Origin of the sequence: Terrabacter sp. 2RAF25, assembly GCF_052115265.1 — a bacterium.
Taxonomy (GTDB): domain Bacteria; phylum Actinomycetota; class Actinomycetes; order Actinomycetales; family Dermatophilaceae; genus Terrabacter.
In genome coordinates, this window is sequence record NZ_JBFRGJ010000001.1 from 75,453 (window position 1) to 96,767 (window position 21,315).

The following is a 21,315-nucleotide window of genomic DNA, read 5'->3' on the forward strand; positions in this document are numbered from 1 at the left end:
TGGCGGCCATGACCTACACGCTCGTCCTCGTCCGTCATGGCGAAAGCGACTGGAACGCCAAGAACCTCTTTACCGGCTGGGTCGACGTCGACCTCACCGACAAGGGCCGCGCCGAGGGCGTGAGCGCCGGCGAGCAGCTCAAGGCGGCCGGCATCCTGCCCGACATCGTGCACACGTCGCTGCTGCGGCGCGCCATCACGACCGCGAACCTCTCGCTCGACGCCGCCGACCGGCACTGGATCCCGGTCAAGCGTGACTGGCGCCTCAACGAGCGGCACTACGGCGCGTTGCAGGGCAAGGACAAGAAGCAGACCCTCGAGCAGTTCGGCGAGGACCAGTTCATGCTGTGGCGCCGCTCCTACGACACCCCGCCTCCGCCCATCGACGAGGACGACGAGTTCTCGCAGCACGGCGACCCGCGCTACGCCGGCCTCGGGCCCGCGATGCCCGCGACCGAGTGCCTCAAGGACGTCGTCGCGCGCCTGATGCCCTACTGGGAGAACGAGATCCAGACCGACCTCGCCGACGGGCTCACCGTGATGGTCGCCGCCCACGGCAACTCGCTGCGCGCGCTCGTCAAGACCCTCGACGAGATTTCCGACGACGACATCGCGGCCCTCAACATCCCGACGGGTATGCCGCTGGTCTACGAGCTCGACGAGCAGTTCCGTCCGGTCACCCGGGGTGGGCGCTACCTCGACCCCGAGGCCGCCAAGGCTGCCGCCGAGGCCGTCGCCAACCAGGGCCGCTGACCTCCTGCGCCTGGCCCGTGGAGGGTTGACGCTGCCCTGGCAACGTCAACCCTCCACAGGCCGACCCGCCGGGCAGCCCCGGCGACGGCAGCGGCGGGCTGAGCCACCCCATCCGCGGCCGCGGAAGATGGCCCCGAGCTCCAGCGCGGTCTCGCACGGCGTCACCGCGACGTCGCTCCAGTAGACCCGGACCGTCAGCCAGCGGCCTGCCGCGTTGCGGCGGTCGCGTCGGCCGTCGCGCTGCTGGTTCGCCCAGCCGGCATGCCCGAGGCGCCCGTCCACCTCGACCTTGACCCGTAGCTCCGGGTAGTCGTTGTCGCAGCGGGTGGCGCCCGGCTCGTCGGCCTGGCGCACCGAGGCCGGCAGCCCGTGGGCCTGCTCCACGTCGCGCGTGAAGCGGCGCTCGGCCGGGCTCTCGGCGCCGGCGGCGACATCGGCGAGAACCTCCAGCAGGAGGCTGCGGTGCGACTGGTTCGGCCGCTGCCCGAGGGCGTGGCGCAGGTTGCGCACGGTCGTGCGGCGCGTCCCGACGGCCTTGGCCACGAGTGCCACGGCGCGGTCGAGGGGTTGGCCCTGCGCGAGGTCGAACACCGTGTGGTCGATGCCGATCCGGTGTGGCCAGGCCCGCTCGTCGGTGCGTTCGTAGGCGTGGCGGCTGCGGGTGACGACGATGCCGGGGGTCGTCTCGGGCCGCCGGCCGGTGGGGACGACGACGTGGACGTCAGGTCCCGGGTGCGGCACGAGCCCCCAGAGAAAGCCGGCGCTCGGCCCGCAGAGGGCTGAGGGGATGCCGACCCGCAGGAGCGCGGCGAGCGCCCGGGCGTGCCAGTCGTCACGGCCGGGCGTCGTGGAGTAGACGCCGCGCTGCACCTGGGCCCACCGTCCTGACTCGACCTTCCAGCGCACCGCGGCGTCGGTCAGGCCCGCCTCGAGTGCCTGGGCGCGGGTGACGAGCCCGAGCTGCGAGCCGGCGACGGCACGGAGGTCTCGGCGCATGGGTCGAGCCTGCCGCGTTCGGCGGAGTGGCCGGGCGCGCTGTCCCCAGGCACATGGCATACGGCATACGGCATACGGCATACGCGTGGAGGGTTGACGCTGCCCCGGCAACGTCAACCCTCCACGGGACGGGTGAAGCGCCGTCAGGCGTGGGAGTCGTGCTCGATGGACTCGAGCACGTCGGCGTCCTCGGCGTCCTCGTGGTCGTAGCTGACCTCGGAGTCGTACTCGCCCGTGACGAGGTAGACGACGCGGCGGGCCACCGAGACGGCGTGGTCGGCGAACCGCTCGTAGTAGCGGCCGACGAGCGTCAGGTCGAGGATCGAGCTGCGCGACCACGTCGTGTTCTCGTCGAGCAGGGCGGCGAAGAGCTGGCGGTGCAGCTCGTCCATCGCGTCGTCGTCCTTCTCCAGGGCGATGGCGGCGGCGACGTCCTTGCTCGCGATGATCGAGCCGCACTTGGCGACGATCGCCTCGGCGACCTGGCCCATCTGCAGGATGTGCGAGCGCAGCTCGGGCGGCACGGCCGAGTCGGGCGTGCGCAGCCGCGCCACCTTCGCGACGTGGCGAGCGAGGTCGCCCATCCGCTCGAGGTCGGAGCTCATGTGCATCGCCGTGACGACTATGCGCAGGTCGGTCGCGACCGGCTGCTGCCGGGCGAGCAGGTCGATCGACATCTCGTCGAGCTCGATGCGGATGTCGTCGAGCTTGCGGTCGGCCTCGATGACCGACTCGGCGAGGTGCACGTCGGCGTCGAGCAGCGCGGTGGTGGCGCGGGAGATGGCCGAGCCGGCGAGGCGGGTCAGCTCGACGAGCTGGTCCGAGATGGTGTCGAGGTCCTCGTGGAACTGGTCGCGCATGGTCTTCCTGTCAGTTGCCGGTCGTGCCGTGGTGGCGCGGTCTCGCGCCGTTCTGGCGCGGTTCGGGGCGCTGGTCGTGTCTGGCGTCGTGCTCCAGCCTGCCACCGCGTGGGCGCGCGGGAGGCACACCGCGCGGGGAGACACTGGCCCCGCTGGTGCAGAGGTTCGCAGGGCTGCGTGAATGCGCGGGGACGCTCAGGTGAACAGTGGGTTCGCGCCGCGCACGACGAGGCCGTGCGTGGTCAGAGCCTGCCGGACGCATGCGTACGCTGAGTGTCGTGGACCCGACGACCGCGGCAACGCTCGGTGGCATCGCCGGCCTCGCCCTGGGCGGCCTGGCGATGGTCGCCGTACGCCTGTCGGACCGCTCGTCCGCCGCCGACGACCCCGCCCCGCCCGACGCGCCACTGCCCCCGGGCGTCGGTGAGGTGATCGCGGTGCTGCGTTCGAGCGGCATCGTCGTCGACTCGTCCGACCGCGTCGTCAACAACTCGCCCGCCGCCGTCGCCCAGGGGCTGGTCCGCGGGCAGGAGCTCGTCCACCCCGAGCTGCTGCACCTCGCCAGGGCCGTGCGCCGCGACGGCGTCATCCGCGAGGCCGAGCTGGTGCTGCAGAAGGGTCTCGGCGACGGCCGCCTCGTCGTTGCGGCCCGCGTGGCACCCCTTCGCGCCGACCACGTGCTGCTGCTCGTCGAGGACCGCTCGAAGGCGGCCCGGGTGGAGGAGATCCGCCGCGACTTCCTCGCCAACGTCAGCCACGAGCTGAAGACCCCGGTGGGTGGCATCTCGCTGCTCGCCGAGGCCGTGCTCGACGCGCACGACGACCCCGAGGCCGTCGCCCGTTTCGCCAAGCGGATCAGCGTCGAGTCCACCCGCCTGACGCGGTTGGTCAAGGAGATCGTCGAGTTGTCACGCCTCCAGGGCGCCGACGTCGTCAAGGACCCCGCCATCATCGACGTGGGCGCCTGCGCCCGCGACGCCGCCGACCGCAGCCGCCTCCTGGCCGAGGAGAACCGCATCGAGCTCGCGGCAGCCATCGACGAGGGCTGCGAGGTGTGGGGCGACGCCGAGCTCGTGACGACGGCGATCAGCAACCTCATCGGCAACGCGATCGCGTACTCCGAGAAGGGCACGCGCGTCGGGGTCATGGTCCGCCGTGGCAGACCGGGCGTCATCGACGTGTCCGTGACCGACCAGGGTCTCGGCATCCCGGCCGACGAGCAGCAGCGCATCTTCGAGCGGTTCTACCGCGTCGACACCGCGCGCTCGCGGGCGACCGGGGGCACCGGGCTCGGCCTCGCGATCGTCAAGCACGTCGCCGACAACCACGGCGGCAACGTGTCGGTGTGGTCCGAGGTCGGCCGCGGCTCCACGTTCACCATCGAGCTGCCCGCCGCCAACGCGTCGGCGTCCATCGAGCCCGCGGCACCGAAGACCACGGCGCCCGCGCCCACCGCACCCGTGACCGTCGACCCACCCGGGGCGTATGCCGCCGGGCCGGGCCCTGAGCAGGGTGCCGAGCCGGGTGCCGAGCCAGGTCCCGAGCCGGGTGCCGAGCCGGGTCCCGAGGCTCCCGGACCGCCGTCCCCGCCTGCCACCGAGGCGAGCGAGACCGGCCCGACCGTCAACGCCTGACCAGACCCCCAACCCACCCCCCGCCGGCCAGCCGCCTGACCCCGAGAGGTACGTCTTGAGTCGCATTCTGATCGTCGAGGACGAGGTGTCGTTCTCCGACCCGTTGTCCTACCTGCTCAAGAAGGAGGGCTACGACGTCGCCGTGGCCGAGACCGGGCCGGACGGCCTGGCGGAGTTCGACAAGAACGGCGCCGACCTCGTGCTGCTCGACCTCATGCTGCCCGGGCTGTCCGGTGTCGACGTGTGCCGCGCCTTGCGCCAGCGCTCCTCGGTGCCCGTCATCATGCTGACGGCCAAGGACAGCGAGATCGACAAGGTCGTGGGGCTCGAGATCGGGGCCGACGACTACGTCACGAAGCCCTACTCGAGCCGCGAGCTGCTCGCGCGCGTCAAGGCGGTGCTGCGCCGCCTGGCCGAGCCCGAGGACCTGCTGCCCTCGACGCTCGAGTCGGGGCCGGTGCGCATGGACGTCGAGCGCCACACGGTCAGCGTCGAGGGACGCTCCGCCTCACTGCCGCTCAAGGAGTTCGAGCTGCTCGAGATGCTGCTGCGCAACTCGGGTCGCGTGCTGACCCGGATGCAGCTCATCGACCGCGTCTGGGGCAGCGACTACGTCGGCGACACCAAGACCCTCGACGTCCACGTCAAGCGCCTGCGCGCCAAGATCGAGCCCGACCCGGGCAACCCGGTGCACATCGTCACCGTGCGGGGGCTCGGCTACAAGTTCGAGGCCAACTGACCGCGACGGGGTCGGACACCCACACACACGAGGAGCGGCCCACCGTGCGGTGGCCCGCTCCTCGCGTACGTCCTCGGTCTTCGAGCGTACGTGTGTGGCTCAGCTGCCGGTCGGCGCCGGCGTGACGGTGGCGTAGTAGCCGGTGGCGGGTAGGACCGGCACCCTGACGACGGCCGTGCCGCCGGTGCTGGACGTGACGGTGACCGGCACGATGCCGCCCGGCTTGGTCGTGACGGCGCTCAGCTGCAGTCCCTTCGTGGCCAGGTCGACCTGCTGGCGTGGGCCGAGCTGCACCTCGGAGCCTGTGGGCGGCGTCGTGGCGTTCGGGTCGGCCTGCGCGGCGATCTTGACGGTCATGTCCTGCTGGCCGAGGTTGATGGCCGACCCCGAGATGACGACCGTGCCCTTGCCGTCACCGATGAGCACGAGGTCGCGCACGGCGAGCTCGCCCACGTCGGCCTGGACGCCGTCGGCGGGGGCGTACTCGACGTCGGTCTGGACGGGCGAGTTGACCTGGCAACCGGTCGTCACGGCGGCGAGGGCCACGCCGGCCAGCACCGTCGACACCCGACGGGTGGACGGGCGACGCGCGGGGGCCTGGGCGAGGATTCGACGCTTCACGGGCGACAGCCTACCGGCGGGGCTGTCAGGCGCGTCGTGCACCCGCCGCAACGGGCCCGACGCACGCCGCGGCGGGTTCGGGGCGGCCGCGGTGGCCGGGTGTCGGCCGTCTCCGGGAAGGGGCGAGGGGTCGCCGTGAGGCTCGCGCGATGCACGAGAACCAGCCACCTGTCAAGACGCTGAGGATGACGTCCTGGGCTCGAACTGTGGCTCTGACCTGCGATGATGCCGGATCCTGAAATCGCGATGGGCGCTGGATCGTGATAATCTGGAGGTCGCGAAAGGGGAAAACAGCAGATGGTTTTCAAGGTCGGCGAGACGGTCGTGTACCCCCACCACGGGGCTGCACTCATCGAAGAGATCAACACACGCACGATCAAGGGAGAGGACAAGCTCTACCTCAAGCTGAAGGTCGCCCAGGGTGACCTGACGATCGAAGTGCCAGCCGAGAACTGCGACCTCGTGGGCGTCCGTGACGTCGTGGGCCAGGAAGGTCTGGACCGCGTGTTCGAGGTGCTGCGCACCCCGCACACGGAGGAGCCGACCAACTGGTCGCGTCGCTACAAGGCGAACCTCGAGAAGCTCGCATCCGGTGACGTCATCAAGGTCGCCGAGGTCGTGCGTGACCTCTGGCGTCGTGACCAGGACCGCGGCCTGTCGGCAGGCGAGAAGCGGATGCTGGCCAAGGCCCGCCAGATCCTCGTCTCCGAGCTCGCGCTCGCGGAGAAGACCGACGAGGAGAAGGCCGAGACCATCCTCGACGAGGTCCTCGCGTCCTGAGCAGCTCACACCACATGACCGGAGCCGGTCGCGTCGGCGTCATCGTCGTTGCGGCCGGCTCCGGTTCACGTCTGGGGGCCTCGGTTCCCAAGGCGTTCGTGCCCCTCGCGGGCGTGCCCCTTCTCGGGCACGCGTTGCGGGGGGTGCTCTCGTGTACGACGGCGTCCGAGGTGGTCGTCGTGGCACCTGCCGCGCACCGCGGTGACGCGGAGGTCCTCGCCGAGGGCGTATGCCGTGAGCTCGGGTCGTCGGTGCCCGTGACCGTCGTCGTCGGCGGGGCCGAGCGGGGCGACTCCGTGGCGGCCGGGCTGGCCGTGCTGGGGGAGGCCGTCGAGATCGTGCTGGTCCACGACGCGGCCCGGTGCCTGACGCCGGTGGCGGTCTTCGACCGGGTCGTGGCCGCCGTGGCGGGCGGATCTGCCGCGGTCGTGCCCGGCACCGCGGTGGTCGACACGATCAAGCAGGTCGATGCCGGCGGCTTCGTCGTCGGCACGCCGGACCGGTCGGCGCTGCGGGCTGTGCAGACGCCGCAGGGGTTTCGGCGCGAGGTGCTCGAGCGGGCACACGCCGTCTCGAGCGACGCAACCGACGACGCAGGGCTCGTCGAGCGGCTCGGCGAGCGGGTGCTCGTCGTCGAGGGCGACCCCCGCGCGCTCAAGGTGACGACACCGGCCGACCTCGAGACCGCCACGCGCCTCCTCGCCGAGACTCTTTGACGCCGGCCGCCACTCCCGCCTCCCGCCGTTCGAGGTATTCGCGCGGCCTCTGGACCGCGCGAATACCTCGAACCGGGGAGCGCCTATCCTCGGCAGCGTGACCGAGAAGACCGCTGACCAGTCCCGACCCCTCGCGCTCATCACCGGTGGCGGCACCGGCATCGGCGCGGCCATCGCCCGCCGCCTCGCGTCGGACGGCTTCGAGGTCGTCGTCGCGGGACGCCGTCGCGAGAAGCTCGACGAGGTCGTGGCCGCCGTCGAAGGCGCCGGTGGGACGGCGCGGGCCGTTGTCATGGACGTCATCGACGCGGCCTCCGTCGAGACCGGCATCGCGGGCCTCGGCCGCTGCGACGTGCTCGTCAACAACGCGGGCGGTGCCCTCGGCGTGACCCGTGTGGAGGACGGCGACCCCGAGGAGTGGGAACGGATGTTCTCCACCAACGTCGTGGGCACGCTGCGCGTGACCCAGGCGGTGCTGCCCCTGCTGCGCCGGTCGGCCCGCGCCACGATCGTCGACATCAGCTCGATCGCCGGCGAGCGCGTCTACGAGGGCGGCGCCGGCTACGTCGCAGCCAAGCATGGCACGTCGGTGGTCTCCGAGACGCTCCGGCTCGAGCTCAACGGCGAGAACATCCGGGTCATCGACATCCGCCCCGGCATGGTGCGCACCGAGGAGTTCTCGCTCACCCGGCTGCACGGCGACCAGGCGGCCGCCGACAAGGTCTACGAGAACGTCGACCGGCCCCTCGTGGCCGACGACGTCGCGGAGTGCGTCGGCTTCGTGGTGGGCCTGCCCCAGCACGTCAACATCGACACGATGGTCATCAAGCCGGTCGCCCAGGCTGCCCCGCACAAGGTGCACCGGGGCCCGATCGACTGGAAGCGGGCCTGATGACCACGCTCCCGCGCGTCGGCGTCGGCGTGGACGTCCACGCGTACGCCCCCGCAGGCTCCGACCGTGAGCTCTGGGTCGCCGGTCTGAGGTGGCCGGGGGAGCGTGGCCTCGACGGTCACTCCGATGCCGACGTCGCCGCTCACGCGGCGTGCGACGCGATCTTCTCCGCCGCCGGGATCGGTGACCTCGGTGCCCACTTCGGCACCTCGCGGCCAGAGCTGGCCGGAGCCTCCGGGGTGACCCTACTGACGGAGGCGGCCCGGCTCGTGCGCGAGGCCGGCTACGAGATCGGCAACATCTCGGTGCAGGTCGTCGGCAACCGGCCGAAGGTCGGGGCACGGCGCACCGAGGCGGAGGCCGCGCTGTCTGCCGCCGCAGGGGCTCCGGTGTCGGTGAGCGGGACGACGACCGACGGTCTCGGGCTCACCGGCCGCGGCGAGGGTGTCGCGGCGATCGCGACCGCACTGGTGCTGCTGGCCCGCACCTCCTGAGCCCTCACGAACCGAGCGTCGGCGCTTGACGTCGGCCCGACCGGGGTACGCCGTGGGTGTAGGACAACGCATCGACGCGTGGTCCGCCGAGGAGGTCGGCATGCAAACCAGCACCATCATCTGGATCGTCGTGGCGGCGGTGGTCGTTCTCGCCGTCATCGCCTTCGTCGCCTCACGTGGCAGGGGCCACCGGGTCGAGGCACAGCGGGAGCAGGCAGCGGGGATCCGCGAAGAGGCCCGTGAGCACGACCAGGACCTTCGTGAGCGGGAGGCCGCCGCGACCGAGGCGCAAGCGCGCTCGCAGATGGCCCGGGCCCAGGCGCAACGCGCCCAGGTGGAGGCCGAGCGCCTCGACGCGGAGGCCCAGGATCGCGCCGGCGGCGCCGAGGAGGTACGTCGGGCGCGCGACGAGCGGCTGCGCGAGGCCGACCTGCACGACCCCGACATCGACACCGACAAGCAGGGGCACCGTCTCGACGAGGACGCCAACCGCCTCGAGGCGCCGATGCGTCGGCGCCAGGGCGGGCCCGACCGGGCCGACCCCGAGTGGGATCGACGGGACCAGGCGGACGACGGGCTCGACGACCGGGATGTCCGTCGAAGGCGCGACCGCGAGATGGCCGACGGCGCCGACCCGACCCGCGAGGACCTCGGTCGCTGACCCGAGAAGACGACAACTGCGCACTCGAACGACGCAGACAGTCGAGTGCCCAGTTCCCCACACGCGAAGCACGTCGGAAACTGGGCACTCGACTCGAGAGGACGACGTGGTGTCCGTCCCCCGGCATCCCGGCATACCGGCATACCGGCGCAGGAAACTGAGCACTCGACGCTGCACCCGGGCACCGCTCGTCGAGACGATCTCGGCGTTTGGCAGGATCGAGCAGACCGAACCGACGAGGCACAAGGAGCCGTCATGCCGCAGACCGTGAAGGGTGTCATCAGCCGTGCCAAGGGGGCCGACGTCGAGGTCGTCGACATCGTCGTGCCCGACCCCGGCCCGGGCGAAGCCGTCGTCGCGATCAAGACGTGCGGCGTGTGCCACACCGATCTTCACTACCGCGAGGGCGGCATCAACGACGACTACCCGTTCCTGCTCGGTCACGAGGCGGCCGGCACGGTCGAGGCGGTTGGCGAGGGGGTCACCGAGGTGGCGCCGGGGGACTTCGTCATCCTCAACTGGCGCGCCGTCTGCGGGCAGTGCCGGGCCTGCGCGAAGGGCAAGCCCTGGTACTGCTTCAACACGCACAACGCCACGCAGAAGATGACGCTCACCGACGGCACCGAGCTCTCGCCTGCCCTCGGCATCGGCGCGTTCATCGAGAAGACGCTCGTCGCCGCCGGCCAGTGCACGAAGGTGCCCGAGGCAGACGCGGCCGCAGTGGGCCTGCTCGGCTGCGGCGTCATGGCGGGCTTCGGCGCGGCCGTCAACACCGGCGGGGTCGGCCGCGGCGACTCGATCGCCGTCATCGGCTGCGGCGGCGTGGGCAACGCCGCCATCGCGGGGGCCAAGGTCGCGGGTGCGACCACCATCATCGCCGTCGACATCGACGACCGGAAGCTCGAGCAGGCCAAGCACTTCGGTGCGACACACACCGTCAACAGCGCGAACACCGACCCGGTCGAGGCGATCCGCGGCCTGACCGGCGGCAACGGCGCGGACGTCGTCGTCGAGGCGGTCGGGCGGCCGGAGACGTACGAGCAGGCTTTCTACGCAAGAGATCTCGCCGGCACGGTCGTCCTCGTCGGTGTTCCCACGCCCGACAAGCAGGTGACCCTGCCGATGATCGAGATCTTCGGCCGTGGCGGCGCGCTGAAGTCGAGCTGGTACGGCGACTGCCTGCCGAGCCGTGACTTCCCGATGCTCGTCGACCTCTACAAGCAGGGGCGCTTCGACCTCGACGCGTTCGTCACGGAGCGGATCGGCCTCGGCGACATCGAGGCGGCGTTCGACAAGATGCACGCCGGCGAGGTGCTTCGATCGGTCGTCGAGCTGTGAGCGCCGCCGGTGCCGCAGACCAGGTCCAACCCTCGCCTGGCGGGGTGTGCGTCGACCACACGACGACGTCGGGAACCTTCAGCCTCGACGGCGGCACGTGGGACGTCGAGAACAACGTGTGGGTCGTCGGTGACGACGACTCGTGCGTCGTCATCGACGCCCCGCACGAAGCCGGCCCCATCCTCGACCTCGTCGGCGACCGGCGCCTGACGCACGTGTTGCTCACCCACGCGCACGACGACCACGTCACGGTCGTGCCCGAGCTGCTCGCAGCCCACCCCGCGGCAAAGGTCGCGCTGCACCCGGACGACCGCGTGCTCTGGGCCCAGAGCCACCCGGACCTCGAGCCGACGCAGGACCTCGCCGACGGCGACGTCGTGCAGGTCGGCGACGTGGAGCTGCGCGTGCTGCACACGCCGGGCCACGCGCCCGGAGCCTGCTGCTTCCACGTGCCGGACCTCGGCGTCGTCTTCACGGGCGACACGCTGTTCCAGGGCGGTCCGGGTGCGACCGGCCGGTCGTTCTCCGACTTCCCGACCATCGTCGACTCCATCCGTGAGCGGCTGTTGTCCCTGCCGCCGGAGACCTTGGTGCTCACCGGTCACGGCGACGCGACGACCATCGGCGCCGAGACGCCCGACCTCGACGAGTGGGTCAGCCGCGGCCACTGACCCACCCGCCGGCCGACGTCCGACGGCGAGCCCGCATACCAAATTGAAAGAACGCTCCGTCACGTGACGGAGCGTTCTCTCGATTGGGGAAGAGGCGGCGGAGCGTTCTCTCGATTGGGGGAGAGGCGACGGAGCGTTCTCTCGATTGGGGGAGAGGCGGCGGAGCGTTCTCTCGATTGGGGAAGAGGCGGCGGAGCGTTCTTTCGATTGGGGGGAGAAGGCACTGCTCAGGTGTGTGGGGTCTCGCGCAGGAGGCTGATCTTCTGCCAGATCTTGCGGCTCATCCCCGTCGTGAGGTTCTCGATCTCGCTCACCGTGTCGAGCACCAGGGCGTCGGTCGACTCCTCGGCGCACAGGGCGGCCGCCTTGGACGTCAGCGAGAGCAGCTCGGAGCAGTACTCGAGGTAGAGGCCGTAGTCGCGCGCCGACATCGTGCGTGGGCTGAGGCGCGCTGAGTCCTGGGCGTCCTGGGCGTCCTCGGCCTCGCGGGAACCGGGTGCGGCGGCGCGCCCGAGCACCGGCGCGGGGTCCTTGCTCATCTGGTGCATGTCGATGATGTGCGCGAGCGACCGCAGCCGGTGCAGCCGCCGGATGAGGTCGTTGCGCACCACGCGGTCGGCCAGCGAGAGCAGGAACCAGATGGCGATGCCGGCGAAGACGAGGTCGTTGATCAGGCTCTCGAGCACGGGAAGCCACTCAAAGGCGGCCAGCTTGCCGGCGCGGCCCACCGCGTCACGGACCGCGATCACGACCGCGACGAGCGACACGGCGGCGAGGACCCCGATGAGCACCCGCGAGACCAGCACCAGCGCGGCGCGTTGCCGTGGCGCGCTCCGGCGCCGCTCCTGGAGGCCGTCGACGACCTTGCCGAGCTCGACGGTCGCCGCACGCAGCCCGGGATGCCGCGGCAGGTACGTGTCGATGCGCTCGCCCAGATAGGTGATGACGGCTCGCACCTCGGAGCCGTCGAGCCGCTCGTAGCTCGTCAGCCGCGGTTCCGCCATGGCGCGAGCGTAGCCGCGGGGACGCCCGAGGAGGCCGAGGGCGTATGCCGGCCGGACGGCATACGTGCTCGGGTGCGCGTGGTCGGGTGCCCGGCGACGCGCCGATAGACTTCGGCGGGTGACCCTACGACTGTTCGACACCGCTACCCGGGAGCTGCGCGACTTCACGCCGCGCGAGGCGGGCAAGGTCGGCATGTACATCTGTGGTCTCACGACGCAGGGTGCGCCGCACATCGGCCACATCCGTTTCGCCGTCGCGTTCGACGTGCTGCGCCGCTGGCTCGAGACGGGTCACGGGTACGACGTGACCCTGGTGCGCAACGTGACCGACATCGACGACAAGGTGCTGCGCAAGGCGGCCGAGGCGGGCGAGGACTGGTTCGCCCTCACCTACCGCAACGAGCGGCTCACCTCGCAGGCCCTCGACGCACTCGGCGTCGAGCCCGCCACATACGAGCCGCGGGCCACCGGCCACGTGCCCGACATGATCACGCTGATGGAGACGCTCGTCGAGAAGGGCCATGCGTATGCCGCCCCCGACGGCAGCGGCGACGTGTACTTCGACGTGCGGTCGTGGCCCGAGTACGGCTCGCTCACGGGCCAGTCGCTGGACGACATGGCCAGCGCCGACGACGCCGACCCGCGCGGCAAGCGCGACCCGCGCGACTTCGCGCTCTGGAAGGGCCGCAAGGCCGACGAGCCCGAGAGCGCCTCGTGGCCGACGCCGTTCGGCACCGGACGCCCGGGCTGGCACCTCGAGTGCTCCGCCATGGCGCGCCGTTGGCTCGGCGACGAGTTCGACATCCACGGCGGCGGCATCGACCTGCGCTTCCCGCACCACGAGAACGAGCAGGCGCAGTCACGTGCGGTAGGCCTCGGCTTCGCGCGCTACTGGCTCCACAACGCCTGGGTGACGGTCAAGGGCCAGAAGATGGGCAAGTCGCTCGGCAACGCCCTCGAGGTGCGCCACCTGCTCGAGCAGACGCGACCGATCGTGCTGCGCTACTACCTCACCGCCGCGCACTACCGCTCGATGATCGAGTACCACCCCGGCTCCCTCGACGAGGCAGCCGCCGCCGTCGAGCGCATCGAGGGATTCCTCGAGCGCGCGTCGCGGCGAGGCGCCATCGAGCCGCTCGCTGCCGACGCGCTTCCCGAGGCGTTCGTCGCCTCGATGGACGACGACCTCGGCGTCAGCGGTGCGCTCGCCGTCGTGCACGACACGGTGCGGGCCGGCAACAGCGCCCTCGACGAGGACGACGACGAGGCCGCGGTCGAGGCGGCTGCGGCGGTCATCGCCATGACCGACGTCCTCGGGGTCAACCCGCTCGCGGCCCACTGGGGCTCCGGCGGCAGCCGCGAGGACGCCGCCGCCGAGCTCGCGCTCGACGCGCTCGTGCGCGCCCAGCTCGACGCCCGCCAGGTGGCGCGTCAGGAGCGCGACTTCGAGCGCGCCGACGAGATCCGCGACACGCTGACCGCGGTCGGCATCGAGATCACCGACACCCAGTCGGGTGCCCAGTGGTCGCTCGCCCGCCCGGCGCGGGCCGCCGCAACCGACGCACCCGACCCCACGAACGCGGCCCACGGGGCCGAGAAGGCACAGGGCTGACATGCCAGGCAACTCCCAACGGCGCGGCGCCATCCGCAAGGGTGGCAAGGGCGCAACCGTCGGTTCCGGCGGCCAGCGTCGCCGCGGCCTCGAGGGCAAGGGGCCCACGCCCAAGGCCGCCGACCGCGAGTACCACCCGGCGCACAAGCGGGCCAGGGCCGTGGCGAAGCGGACCGGCTCCGGCGCGGGCGGGTCCGGTGGGCGCGGCCCCGCGCGGCCGGCGCGCAAGGCGAAGGGCTCGAGCGAGATGGTCTACGGCCGCAACTCGGTCGTCGAGGCGCTGCGCGCCGACATCCCCGTGGCGACGATGTACCTCGCCTCGCGCATCGACACCGACGACCGCGTCCGGGAAGCCCTCAAGCTCGCGAACGAGCGCGGCCTGGCCATCCTCGAGACGCCCCGCGGCGAGCTCGACCGGCTCACCGACGGCGGCGTGCACCAGGGCATGGCTCTTCAGGTGCCGCCCTACGACTACGCCCACCCGAACGACCTCATCGACCCCGAGATGCCGGGCATCCCGCTCATCGTGGCTCTAGACGGCATCACCGACCCGCGCAACCTCGGCGCGATCATCCGGTCGGTCGCGGCGTTCGGCGGTCACGGTGTCGTCGTGCCCGAGCGCCGCTCGGTCGGCATGACCGCCTCGGCGTGGAAGACGTCGGCCGGGGCGGCCGCCCGCGTGCCCGTCGCCAAGGCGAGCAACCTCAACCGGGCGCTCGAGGAGTTCAAGAAGGCCGGCTTCTTCATCCTCGGCCTCGACATGGACGGTGACGTCGAGCTGCCCGACCTCACCCTCGCCACCGAGCCGCTCGTCATCGTGACCGGCTCGGAGGGCAAGGGGCTCTCGCGCCTCGTCAGCGAGACCTGCGACCAGATCGTCTCGATCCCGATGAGCTCGGCGGTCGAGTCGCTCAACGCCGGGATCGCCACAGGCGTCACGCTCTACGAGATCGCCCGCCAGCGACGCGGCTGACGTATGCCGCCCGCCCGGCCCGACGGCACACGTGCTGGGGGCGTCGGTCGGGACGCGCACCGTGCGCAGCGGCGCGGCCGGCGCGCCGTTCGTGGTGGGGTTCAGGTGCGCCGGGAACTCCGCGAGGGCCTGCGACGCTGGTCCTTGTGACGTCGGTAGAGTTGTCGCTGGGCAACTACGAGATGTAGTAACAATTGCTGCTGCGTTCGGCAGCAGGACAGACAGAGGACGGACCCGTGGCCAAGAGCAACCGCGCAGAGACGGCAGCCCGGGCAGCGAAGCTGCGCGCCGAGGCGGCCCGCAAGGACCGCCAGCGCACGCAGGTCATCGCGGCGTCGGTGGCCGTCGTCGTCGTGGTCATCGCCGTGGTCCTCGGCGTCGTCATCTCCAACCGTCCCAAGGACGCGCCGGCCGCCTCGGCGGGCGGAGCAGGGGCCACGGCACTCGCCACCCTGCAGAAGCTGCCGGCGACCCTCTTCGACAAGGCGCCGTCGCCGTCGCCGTCCCAGGCGCCGGCCAAGCTGCAGGGCGGCACGGCGCTCACGCAGGACGGCAAGCCCAAGGTGCTCTACATCGGCGCCGAGTACTGCCCGTTCTGCGCGATGGAGCGCTGGGCCCTCATCGGAGCGCTGTCCCGCTTCGGCACCTTCAGCGGCATCACGCAGACGACGAGCTCGAGCACCGACGTGCACCCCGACACCCCGACGTTCTCGTTCAAGGACGCGACGTTCACGAGCAACGTCGTGGCCTTCCAGGCGATCGAGACGCAGGACCGCGAGGGCAAGCCGCTCCAGACGCTCGACGGCGACAACCTCGCGCTGTTCCAGAAGTTCAACCCCGGCGGGGGCATCCCGTGGATCACCTACGGGGGCACCACCGCCACCGACGGTGCGACGGTCGACGCCAACGCCTTCGAGGGAAAGACCTACGACCAGATCATCGCCGGCATCCAGGACCCGACCTCCGACATCGGCAAGACGGTCACCCCGGCCATCAACATGATCACCGCGCAGATCTGCACGCAGACCAAGGGCCAGCCGGCCAACGTCTGCACGAGCCAGGGCGTGCAGTCCGCGTCCGTGCTGCTCAAGCGGTGACCTCGGGTGAGCTCGCTGCGTGACGACGTGACCACCGGACGGTCCGAGCCTGCCGCCTCTCGGGCGCGCCCGACCTGGCTCGCGCCGGTGTCGCTGGTGCTCTCGGTCGTGGGGCTGCTCGTCTCGACCTACCTGACCTTCGAGCACTTCACGGCCAACGCGACCCTCGCCTGCAGCATCGGCGGCATCGTCGACTGCGCCAAGGTGACGACGAGTGCCTGGAGCACCTTCATGGGCATCCCGGTGGCGCTGCTCGGGCTCGTCTTCTTCGTCGTGACGCTCGCGCTCTGCCTGCCCTCGGTGTGGCGCCGGCCCGAGCGCTGGCTCGACCTGGCGCGCCTCGGCTGGCTCACGGTGGGCCTCGGCATGGTGCTCTACCTCGTGTGGGCCGAGCTCTACCGCATCCACTCGATCTGCCTGTGGTGCACGGCGGTCCACGTCGTGACGTTCGTGCTCTGGATCGTCGTGCTCTTCGGCCAGATCCTTTCCGGGCCTGCCGACGACCCTGCGTAGCGCCACCGCTGCGATGAGGTATGCCGCCGCGCGGGGTCGCCGCGGATCACCTCGAGCGAGCCTGTGGCTCAGTCGAACCGGCCGATGACCGGCATCTCCTCCGTGTCGACGCCGAGCACCGACTTCTCCTCGGGCTTGGCCGGCAGCACGGTCGCGAGGTAGTCCTGCAGGGCCTCCTCGATCGGCGTGTCGTGCTCGGCCTTCTCGCTCATGTACCAGCGGTGCTCGAGCACCTCGTGGAAGATCTCGGCCGGCTCGAGGCGGGTCTTGAGGTCGCGGGGGACCGCGCGCACCACGGGCTCGTAGCACCGGGAGAGCCAGTCGTGGGCGACGATCTCCTCGTCGTCGCCCTGACGGTCGGTCGCGGCGGCGTACGCGTCGAGGTCGTTGAGCAGGCGGCGCGCCTGGTTCTCGCCGACGTCGAGGCCGGTGAGGCGCAGCAGCCGGCGCGAGTGGTGGCCGGCGTCGACCACCTTGGGGGTGATGACGATCTCGGTGCCACCGATGTCGGTGGTGATCGAGAGCTCGTCGACGTCGAAGCCGAGCTCGTTGAGGCGCCGGATGCGCTCGTCGACGCGCCACCGGTCGCCGACCTCGAAGCGCTCGGTGCCCGTGAGGGCGTCCCAGAGCGTGTGGTAGCGCTCGATGATCGAGGCAGCGACCTCGAACGGGTCGGCCGCCTCCTCCAGGAACCCGCCGGCGTCGAGGTCCATCAGCTCGCCGGCGATGTTGACCTGGGCGATGTCGAGATCGTGCTCGCGCTGGCCGTCGGAGAGCCTGGCGTGCAGCTCGCCGGTCTCGGCGTCGACGAGGTGGGCGGCGAACGAGCCGGCGTCGCGCCGGAACAAGGTGTTCGACAGCGACACGTCGCCCCACCAGAAGCCCTCGAGGTGAAGGCGCACGAGCAGGAGGGCGAGGGCGTCCATGAGGCGCACCGCCGTGTCGGGCCGCAGGTTCTGGCTGTAGAGCGCGCGGTAGGGCAGCGAGAACTGCAGGTGGCGCGTGATGAGGCAGGCGTCGAGCGGCTCGCCGTCGGCGGTGGTGCGGCCGTGGACGACGCCGAACGGCTCGACGCAAGGCACGTCGAGCCGGCGCAGGTTGCGCAGCATGGCGTACTCGCGGTCGGCGATGTCGTCCTTGATCTCCTTGACCGCCAGCACACGTGGGCCGAGCTTGACGAAACGCACGACGTGCCTGGAGATGCCGCGGGGGAGGGCGGCGAGGAACGACTCCGGCCACTCCTCGAGCGGGGTCGACCAGGGCAGGTCGAGCAGGGCGGACTCAGGTCGCGCGGTGGTGATCTCGAGGGTCACACGGTCATCGTGGCACGGCTGCGCGACAGGCGTCGATCGGCCCTGCGCGCGAGGGTCGCGAGGGCGAGGAACAGGACGGCGATGCCGACGCAGTTCAGCACCGTCGAGCCGTAGCCGATCCGGTCGACGTCGATGAACGGGTAGGGGTACCAGTGCACGACCGGTCCGAGACCCAGGGTCGCGACGAGCCAGACGACCGGCCACGCGAGCGAGGGCAGCACGTCGGCGCGAGTGACGTGGCCGCGCGGGCCGAACGCGACCCAGCCGATGAAGGTCAAGAGCGGCACCGCGATGTGGAGCAGGCGATCACACAGCAGGTTGAGCGTCGTGTAGTTCGACGACGGCGCGAGTGCGACGAAGGCGACGATGCCCGTCACGGTGATGCCGACGAGCGACGCCAGGCGCACCACTCGGAAGACCTGTGACTCCGTGCGCCCACGGATGACCAGCCACATCGCTACGGCGACAAGGAGATTCGACTGGATCGTGAAGTAGCTGAACATCCGTCGCACCTGCTCGGGCCGCGACGTCGTGACTCCGCTCGAGTCGAGGATCGTCTCGCCGCGCAGCACGAGGACGAGCTGCAGCACCAGTGCGATCAAGACGACGACGAACGTCGCCAGATGCCAGTGTCGCCCGACCGCCGCTCTCGTCACAGGCGCGAGCCTAGGACCACGGAGGGGCGCCGCGCAGCATCCTGTCCAGCCTTGCGCCGCAACGACGCTGGGCCGGCACCCACACGGGGTGCCGGCCCAGCGGCATACGTTGTGAGGCTTCGGTCAGTCGCCGACGCGCAGACCCGACTCGGAGTTGAAGACGTGCACGTGGCCAGCCTTCGGCTTGAGGTAGATCTTTTCGCCCTTCTCCGGCGGACGACGACCGTCGACGCGTGCGATGAAGGGGACGACGCCGGCGTTCTCACCGGTGGCCTCGAGCAGCTTCTGCTCGCTCGAGCCGTAGATGTAGGCGTCGGCACCGAGCTCCTCGACGACGTCAACCGTGACCGGGATGCCGGACTGGTCGGACGAGAGCTCGAGGTCCTCCGGGCGGACACCGAGGGTGACGTCCTTGCCCACACCGGCGAGGTCCTCACGCGAGACCGGCACGGTGTGGCCGTGGAGGTCGACGCCGCCGTCGGTGACGGGAACGCTCATGAGGTTCATGGCGGGCGAGCCGATGAAGCCGGCGACGAAGACGTTGGCCGGGTGGTCGTACATCCGGCGCGGGCTGTCGCACTGCTGCAGGATGCCGTCCTTGAGCACGGCGACGCGGTCGCCCATCGTCATGGCCTCGACCTGGTCGTGTGTCACGTAGACCGTCGTGACGCCGAGGCGACGCTGGAGCGAGGCGATCTGCGTGCGCGTCTGGACGCGCAGCTTGGCGTCGAGGTTCGAGAGCGGCTCGTCCATGAGGAACACCTGGGGCGAGCGGACGATGGCGCGGCCCATGGCGACGCGCTGGCGCTGGCCACCCGAGAGCGCCTTCGGCTTGCGGTCGAGGTACGGCGTCAGGTCGAGGATCTTGGCGGCCTCCTCGACGCGCTTGCGGATCTCGGCCTTGTCGACGCCGGCGATCTTCAGGGCGAAGCCCATGTTGTCGGCGACCGACATGTGCGGGTAGAGCGCGTAGTTCTGGAAGACCATCGCGACGTCGCGGTCCTTGGGGGACAGGTTCGTCACGTCGCGGTCGCCGATGAGGATGCGTCCGCCGTTGACCTCCTCGAGGCCGGCGAGCATGCGCAGGGACGTGGACTTGCCACACCCGGAGGGACCGACGAGGACGAGGAACTCCCCGTCCGCGATGTCGATGTTGAGCTTGTCGACGGAGGGAATCGGGTTCCCGGGGTACTGCCTCGTCGCGTTGTCGAACGTCACAGTTGCCATGGCTTCATTGCCTTCCTTCACCGGCAGGAACGTGCCGGACGATCCGTTGTAAAGGTGTGCCTACCCGGGTGAGCAGGCATCGTCATCATGTCCCATGCCGCCCGCCTTGACCACCCCTCGTCCGACGGGGGGCCTGGGACCGGCGCTTGGGATGTGTCCAGAACGTTGCAAAAAGTTGCTGCAAGGGTTGTTCCAGAACCCTGCAAATTCTTGCTAAGGTCCGTGGCACAAACCGGTGGCGGCGTGTGCCACCTGGCTTCAAAGGAGAATCCATGCACAAGCGTGCGCTCGGCGCTGTTGCCGTCACGGGTGTTGCCGCCCTGGCCCTCAGCGCCTGCGGTGGGTCCAGCCCCACCACCCCGTCCAACACCGGAGGCGCCGGCACGAGCAAGGCTGCTGCCACCACGACCGGCACCCCGGAGACGCCGAGCGGCACCGCTGCTCCGGTCCGTGACGCCAACGTCGACCTCGTCATCTGGACGGACGCCGACCGCTCCAAGGCGGTCCAGAAGTACGCCGACCAGTTCGCCTCCGAGAACGGCATCACGGTCAAGGTCCAGATCGCGACCGACACCCGCACCCAGTTCAAGGACGCCACCAAGGTCGGCAAGGGCCCCGACGTGATCGTCGGCGCGCACGACTGGCTCGGTGAGCTCGTCCAGAACTCGACGGTCGCCCCGGTCAACCTCTCGGCCGACGTGGCCGCCAAGTTCCTGCCGAGCGCCATCGCGGCGACGAAGTTCAACGGCCAGAGCTACGGCGTGCCCTACGCCGTCGAGAACATCGGCCTGATGTACAACAAGGACCTCGTCCCGAACGCGCCGAAGACCATGGACGAGCTCGTCTCCACGGGCGAGAAGCTCGTCAAGGAGGGCAAGGCCAAGCAGGTCATGTCCCAGTTCGTCTCCAAGGTCGGCAACGCGTACTTCGCCTACCCGTACCTCGCGGCCTTCCCCGAGGGCGGCATCTTCGCCACGAAGGCCAACGGCGACTACGACCCGAACAAGCTGCTCGTCAACAGCGCCGGCTCGGTCAAGGGTGGCGAGGCCCTCGCGGCCCTCGGCAAGCAGAAGGTCCTCTCGACCAACGTCGACGACACGAACCAGGACGCGATCTTCGACTCGAAGGCCGCCCCGTTCATGATCAGCGGCCCGTGGAGCGTCGCCAAGGCCAAGGCCGCCGGCATCAACTACGGCATCGCCCCGCTGCCGAGCCTCGCCGGTGGCGGCGCCATGCAGCCGTTCCTCGGCGTGCAGATGTTCTACGTCTCGAGCAAGGCCAAGAACGCCGCCCTCGCGCAGGAGTTCGTCACGAACTACATCCCGCGCAAGGACGTCCAGCTGGCGCTCTTCGAGGTCGGCAAGCGTCCGCCGGCCCTCAAGGAGGCCTACGACGAGGTCTCGGCCACCGACCCCGACGTCAAGGCCTGGTACGAGGCCGGCACGGGCGGCAAGCCGATGCCGAACATCCCGGCGATGAACTCGGTCTGGGGCCCCTTCGGCCAGGCGACCGCTGACATCATCTCCGGCAAGGCCGGGGCCAAGGAGCGTCTCGACGCTGCGGCCAAGGAGATCGCGGCCAACATCGCCAAGGGCTGAGCTCCCTTGATCTGAAAGGGACTCCGGGGTCTGCCGTTCTGGCGGACCCCGGAGTCCCGGCCCAGCCGGCGCGGCCCGGTCCAGGCCACCCGGAGTCCCGAGACGCTGAGCTCGCGCTTCTCCACCCCTCCGTGCACCTACGGCAACGGCGCCGGCTCGGCGCAAAAG

Annotated in this window: 22 protein-coding genes; 15 read left to right on the plus strand and 7 right to left on the minus strand. The window is 70.8% G+C overall.

All coding sequences use genetic code 11. From position 1 onward, the window contains the following. Positions 1 to 8: 8 nt before the first annotated feature. On the plus strand, positions 9 to 752 hold the full coding sequence (locus AB4091_RS00395) for a phosphoglyceromutase (RefSeq protein ID WP_442289754.1): 744 nt from the start codon (positions 9 to 11) through the stop codon (positions 750 to 752). Between the two features lie 45 nt (positions 753 to 797). Here AB4091_RS00395 and AB4091_RS00400 read toward each other — a convergent pair whose 3' ends face one another. Together AB4091_RS00400 and phoU are read right to left on the minus strand one after the other, a co-directional pair. Continuing rightward, positions 798 to 1,748 carry a type IV toxin-antitoxin system AbiEi family antitoxin domain-containing protein gene (locus AB4091_RS00400; RefSeq protein ID WP_442289755.1) on the minus strand — a complete coding sequence of 317 codons (951 nt, stop codon included), beginning with the start codon at positions 1,746 to 1,748 and terminating at the stop codon, positions 798 to 800. Positions 1,749 to 1,891: 143 nt separating this feature from the next. Further along, complete coding sequence (phoU, locus tag AB4091_RS00405; RefSeq protein ID WP_442289756.1) at positions 1,892 to 2,608, minus strand: phosphate signaling complex protein PhoU; 717 nt, start codon at positions 2,606 to 2,608, stop codon at positions 1,892 to 1,894. A gap of 278 nt (positions 2,609 to 2,886) precedes the next feature. Between phoU and AB4091_RS00410 the strand changes: the two genes are divergently transcribed. Further along, complete coding sequence (locus tag AB4091_RS00410; protein ID WP_442289757.1) at positions 2,887 to 4,242, plus strand: sensor histidine kinase; 1,356 nt, start codon at positions 2,887 to 2,889, stop codon at positions 4,240 to 4,242. 55 nt (positions 4,243 to 4,297) lie between these two features. Further along, positions 4,298 to 4,981, plus strand: coding sequence for a response regulator (locus AB4091_RS00415; RefSeq protein ID WP_386052329.1), 684 nt, complete (start codon positions 4,298 to 4,300; stop codon positions 4,979 to 4,981). A 99-nt stretch (positions 4,982 to 5,080) separates the two neighbouring features. Here the strand turns inward: AB4091_RS00415 and AB4091_RS00420 are convergent, their stop codons facing one another. Further along, positions 5,081 to 5,602, minus strand: a complete 522-nt coding sequence (locus AB4091_RS00420) for a hypothetical protein (RefSeq protein ID WP_442289758.1) — start codon at positions 5,600 to 5,602, stop codon at positions 5,081 to 5,083. A 297-nt stretch (positions 5,603 to 5,899) separates the two neighbouring features. On the opposite strand from AB4091_RS00420, the gene AB4091_RS00425 reads away from it, so the two are divergent. The 7 genes from AB4091_RS00425 (at position 5,900) to AB4091_RS00455 (ending at position 11,154) form a co-directional block, all read left to right on the plus strand. After that, the gene (locus tag AB4091_RS00425; protein WP_030199704.1) at positions 5,900 to 6,382 is read left to right on the plus strand and encodes a CarD family transcriptional regulator; all 483 of its coding nucleotides are present in this window, start codon (positions 5,900 to 5,902) and stop codon (positions 6,380 to 6,382) included. 14 nt (positions 6,383 to 6,396) lie between these two features. Then, positions 6,397 to 7,098 (plus strand): 2-C-methyl-D-erythritol 4-phosphate cytidylyltransferase, encoded by a 702-nt coding sequence (ispD, locus tag AB4091_RS00430; protein ID WP_442289759.1) that lies wholly within the window; start codon positions 6,397 to 6,399, stop codon positions 7,096 to 7,098. A 97-nt stretch (positions 7,099 to 7,195) separates the two neighbouring features. Then, entirely contained in the window at positions 7,196 to 7,990 is a 795-nt protein-coding gene (locus AB4091_RS00435) for an SDR family NAD(P)-dependent oxidoreductase (protein WP_442289760.1), read from the plus strand. Further along, entirely contained in the window at positions 7,990 to 8,484 is a 495-nt protein-coding gene (ispF, locus tag AB4091_RS00440; protein ID WP_442289761.1) for a 2-C-methyl-D-erythritol 2,4-cyclodiphosphate synthase, read from the plus strand. Before AB4091_RS00435 ends, ispF begins: the two co-directional genes overlap by 1 nt. Before the next feature lie 100 nt (positions 8,485 to 8,584). Then, entirely contained in the window at positions 8,585 to 9,145 is a 561-nt protein-coding gene (locus AB4091_RS00445; RefSeq protein WP_442289762.1) for a hypothetical protein, read from the plus strand. Positions 9,146 to 9,400: 255 nt separating this feature from the next. Then, on the plus strand, positions 9,401 to 10,483 hold the full coding sequence (locus AB4091_RS00450) for an S-(hydroxymethyl)mycothiol dehydrogenase (RefSeq protein WP_442289763.1): 1,083 nt from the start codon (positions 9,401 to 9,403) through the stop codon (positions 10,481 to 10,483). A 44-nt stretch (positions 10,484 to 10,527) separates the two neighbouring features. Beyond that, complete coding sequence (locus AB4091_RS00455) at positions 10,528 to 11,154, plus strand: MBL fold metallo-hydrolase (protein ID WP_442289764.1); 627 nt, start codon at positions 10,528 to 10,530, stop codon at positions 11,152 to 11,154. A 227-nt stretch (positions 11,155 to 11,381) separates the two neighbouring features. Here the strand turns inward: AB4091_RS00455 and AB4091_RS00460 are convergent, their stop codons facing one another. After that, positions 11,382 to 12,158 carry a hypothetical protein gene (locus AB4091_RS00460; RefSeq protein ID WP_442289765.1) on the minus strand — a complete coding sequence of 259 codons (777 nt, stop codon included), beginning with the start codon at positions 12,156 to 12,158 and terminating at the stop codon, positions 11,382 to 11,384. Between the two features lie 118 nt (positions 12,159 to 12,276). Here AB4091_RS00460 and cysS point away from each other — a divergent pair, with 118 nt between their 5' ends. The 4 genes from cysS (at position 12,277) to AB4091_RS00480 (ending at position 16,353) form a co-directional block, all read left to right on the plus strand. Then, positions 12,277 to 13,770 carry a cysteine--tRNA ligase gene (cysS, locus tag AB4091_RS00465; protein WP_442289766.1) on the plus strand — a complete coding sequence of 498 codons (1,494 nt, stop codon included), beginning with the start codon at positions 12,277 to 12,279 and terminating at the stop codon, positions 13,768 to 13,770. A 1-nt stretch (position 13,771) separates the two neighbouring features. Further along, the gene (gene rlmB / locus AB4091_RS00470) at positions 13,772 to 14,743 is read left to right on the plus strand and encodes a 23S rRNA (guanosine(2251)-2'-O)-methyltransferase RlmB (protein WP_442289767.1); all 972 of its coding nucleotides are present in this window, start codon (positions 13,772 to 13,774) and stop codon (positions 14,741 to 14,743) included. Positions 14,744 to 14,979: 236 nt separating this feature from the next. Then, a complete protein-coding gene (locus tag AB4091_RS00475; protein WP_442289768.1) occupies positions 14,980 to 15,840 on the plus strand; it encodes a DUF929 family protein in 861 nt (286 codons plus the stop codon). Between the two features lie 6 nt (positions 15,841 to 15,846). Next, positions 15,847 to 16,353, plus strand: a complete 507-nt coding sequence (locus AB4091_RS00480) for a vitamin K epoxide reductase family protein (RefSeq protein WP_442289769.1) — start codon at positions 15,847 to 15,849, stop codon at positions 16,351 to 16,353. A 68-nt stretch (positions 16,354 to 16,421) separates the two neighbouring features. Here AB4091_RS00480 and AB4091_RS00485 read toward each other — a convergent pair whose 3' ends face one another. The 3 genes from AB4091_RS00485 to AB4091_RS00495 form a co-directional block, all read right to left on the minus strand. Next, complete coding sequence (locus AB4091_RS00485; protein WP_442289770.1) at positions 16,422 to 17,666, minus strand: DUF4032 domain-containing protein; 1,245 nt, start codon at positions 17,664 to 17,666, stop codon at positions 16,422 to 16,424. Beyond that, positions 17,663 to 18,322 carry a Pr6Pr family membrane protein gene (locus tag AB4091_RS00490; protein ID WP_442289771.1) on the minus strand — a complete coding sequence of 220 codons (660 nt, stop codon included), beginning with the start codon at positions 18,320 to 18,322 and terminating at the stop codon, positions 17,663 to 17,665. The genes AB4091_RS00485 and AB4091_RS00490 overlap by 4 nt, the downstream gene beginning before the upstream one ends. Positions 18,323 to 18,445: 123 nt before the next feature. Next, entirely contained in the window at positions 18,446 to 19,549 is a 1,104-nt protein-coding gene (locus AB4091_RS00495) for an ABC transporter ATP-binding protein (RefSeq protein ID WP_442289772.1), read from the minus strand. 272 nt (positions 19,550 to 19,821) lie between these two features. Here AB4091_RS00495 and AB4091_RS00500 point away from each other — a divergent pair, with 272 nt between their 5' ends. Continuing rightward, positions 19,822 to 21,147, plus strand: a complete 1,326-nt coding sequence (locus AB4091_RS00500) for a sugar ABC transporter substrate-binding protein (RefSeq protein ID WP_442289773.1) — start codon at positions 19,822 to 19,824, stop codon at positions 21,145 to 21,147. Positions 21,148 to 21,315: the final 168 nt, after the last annotated feature.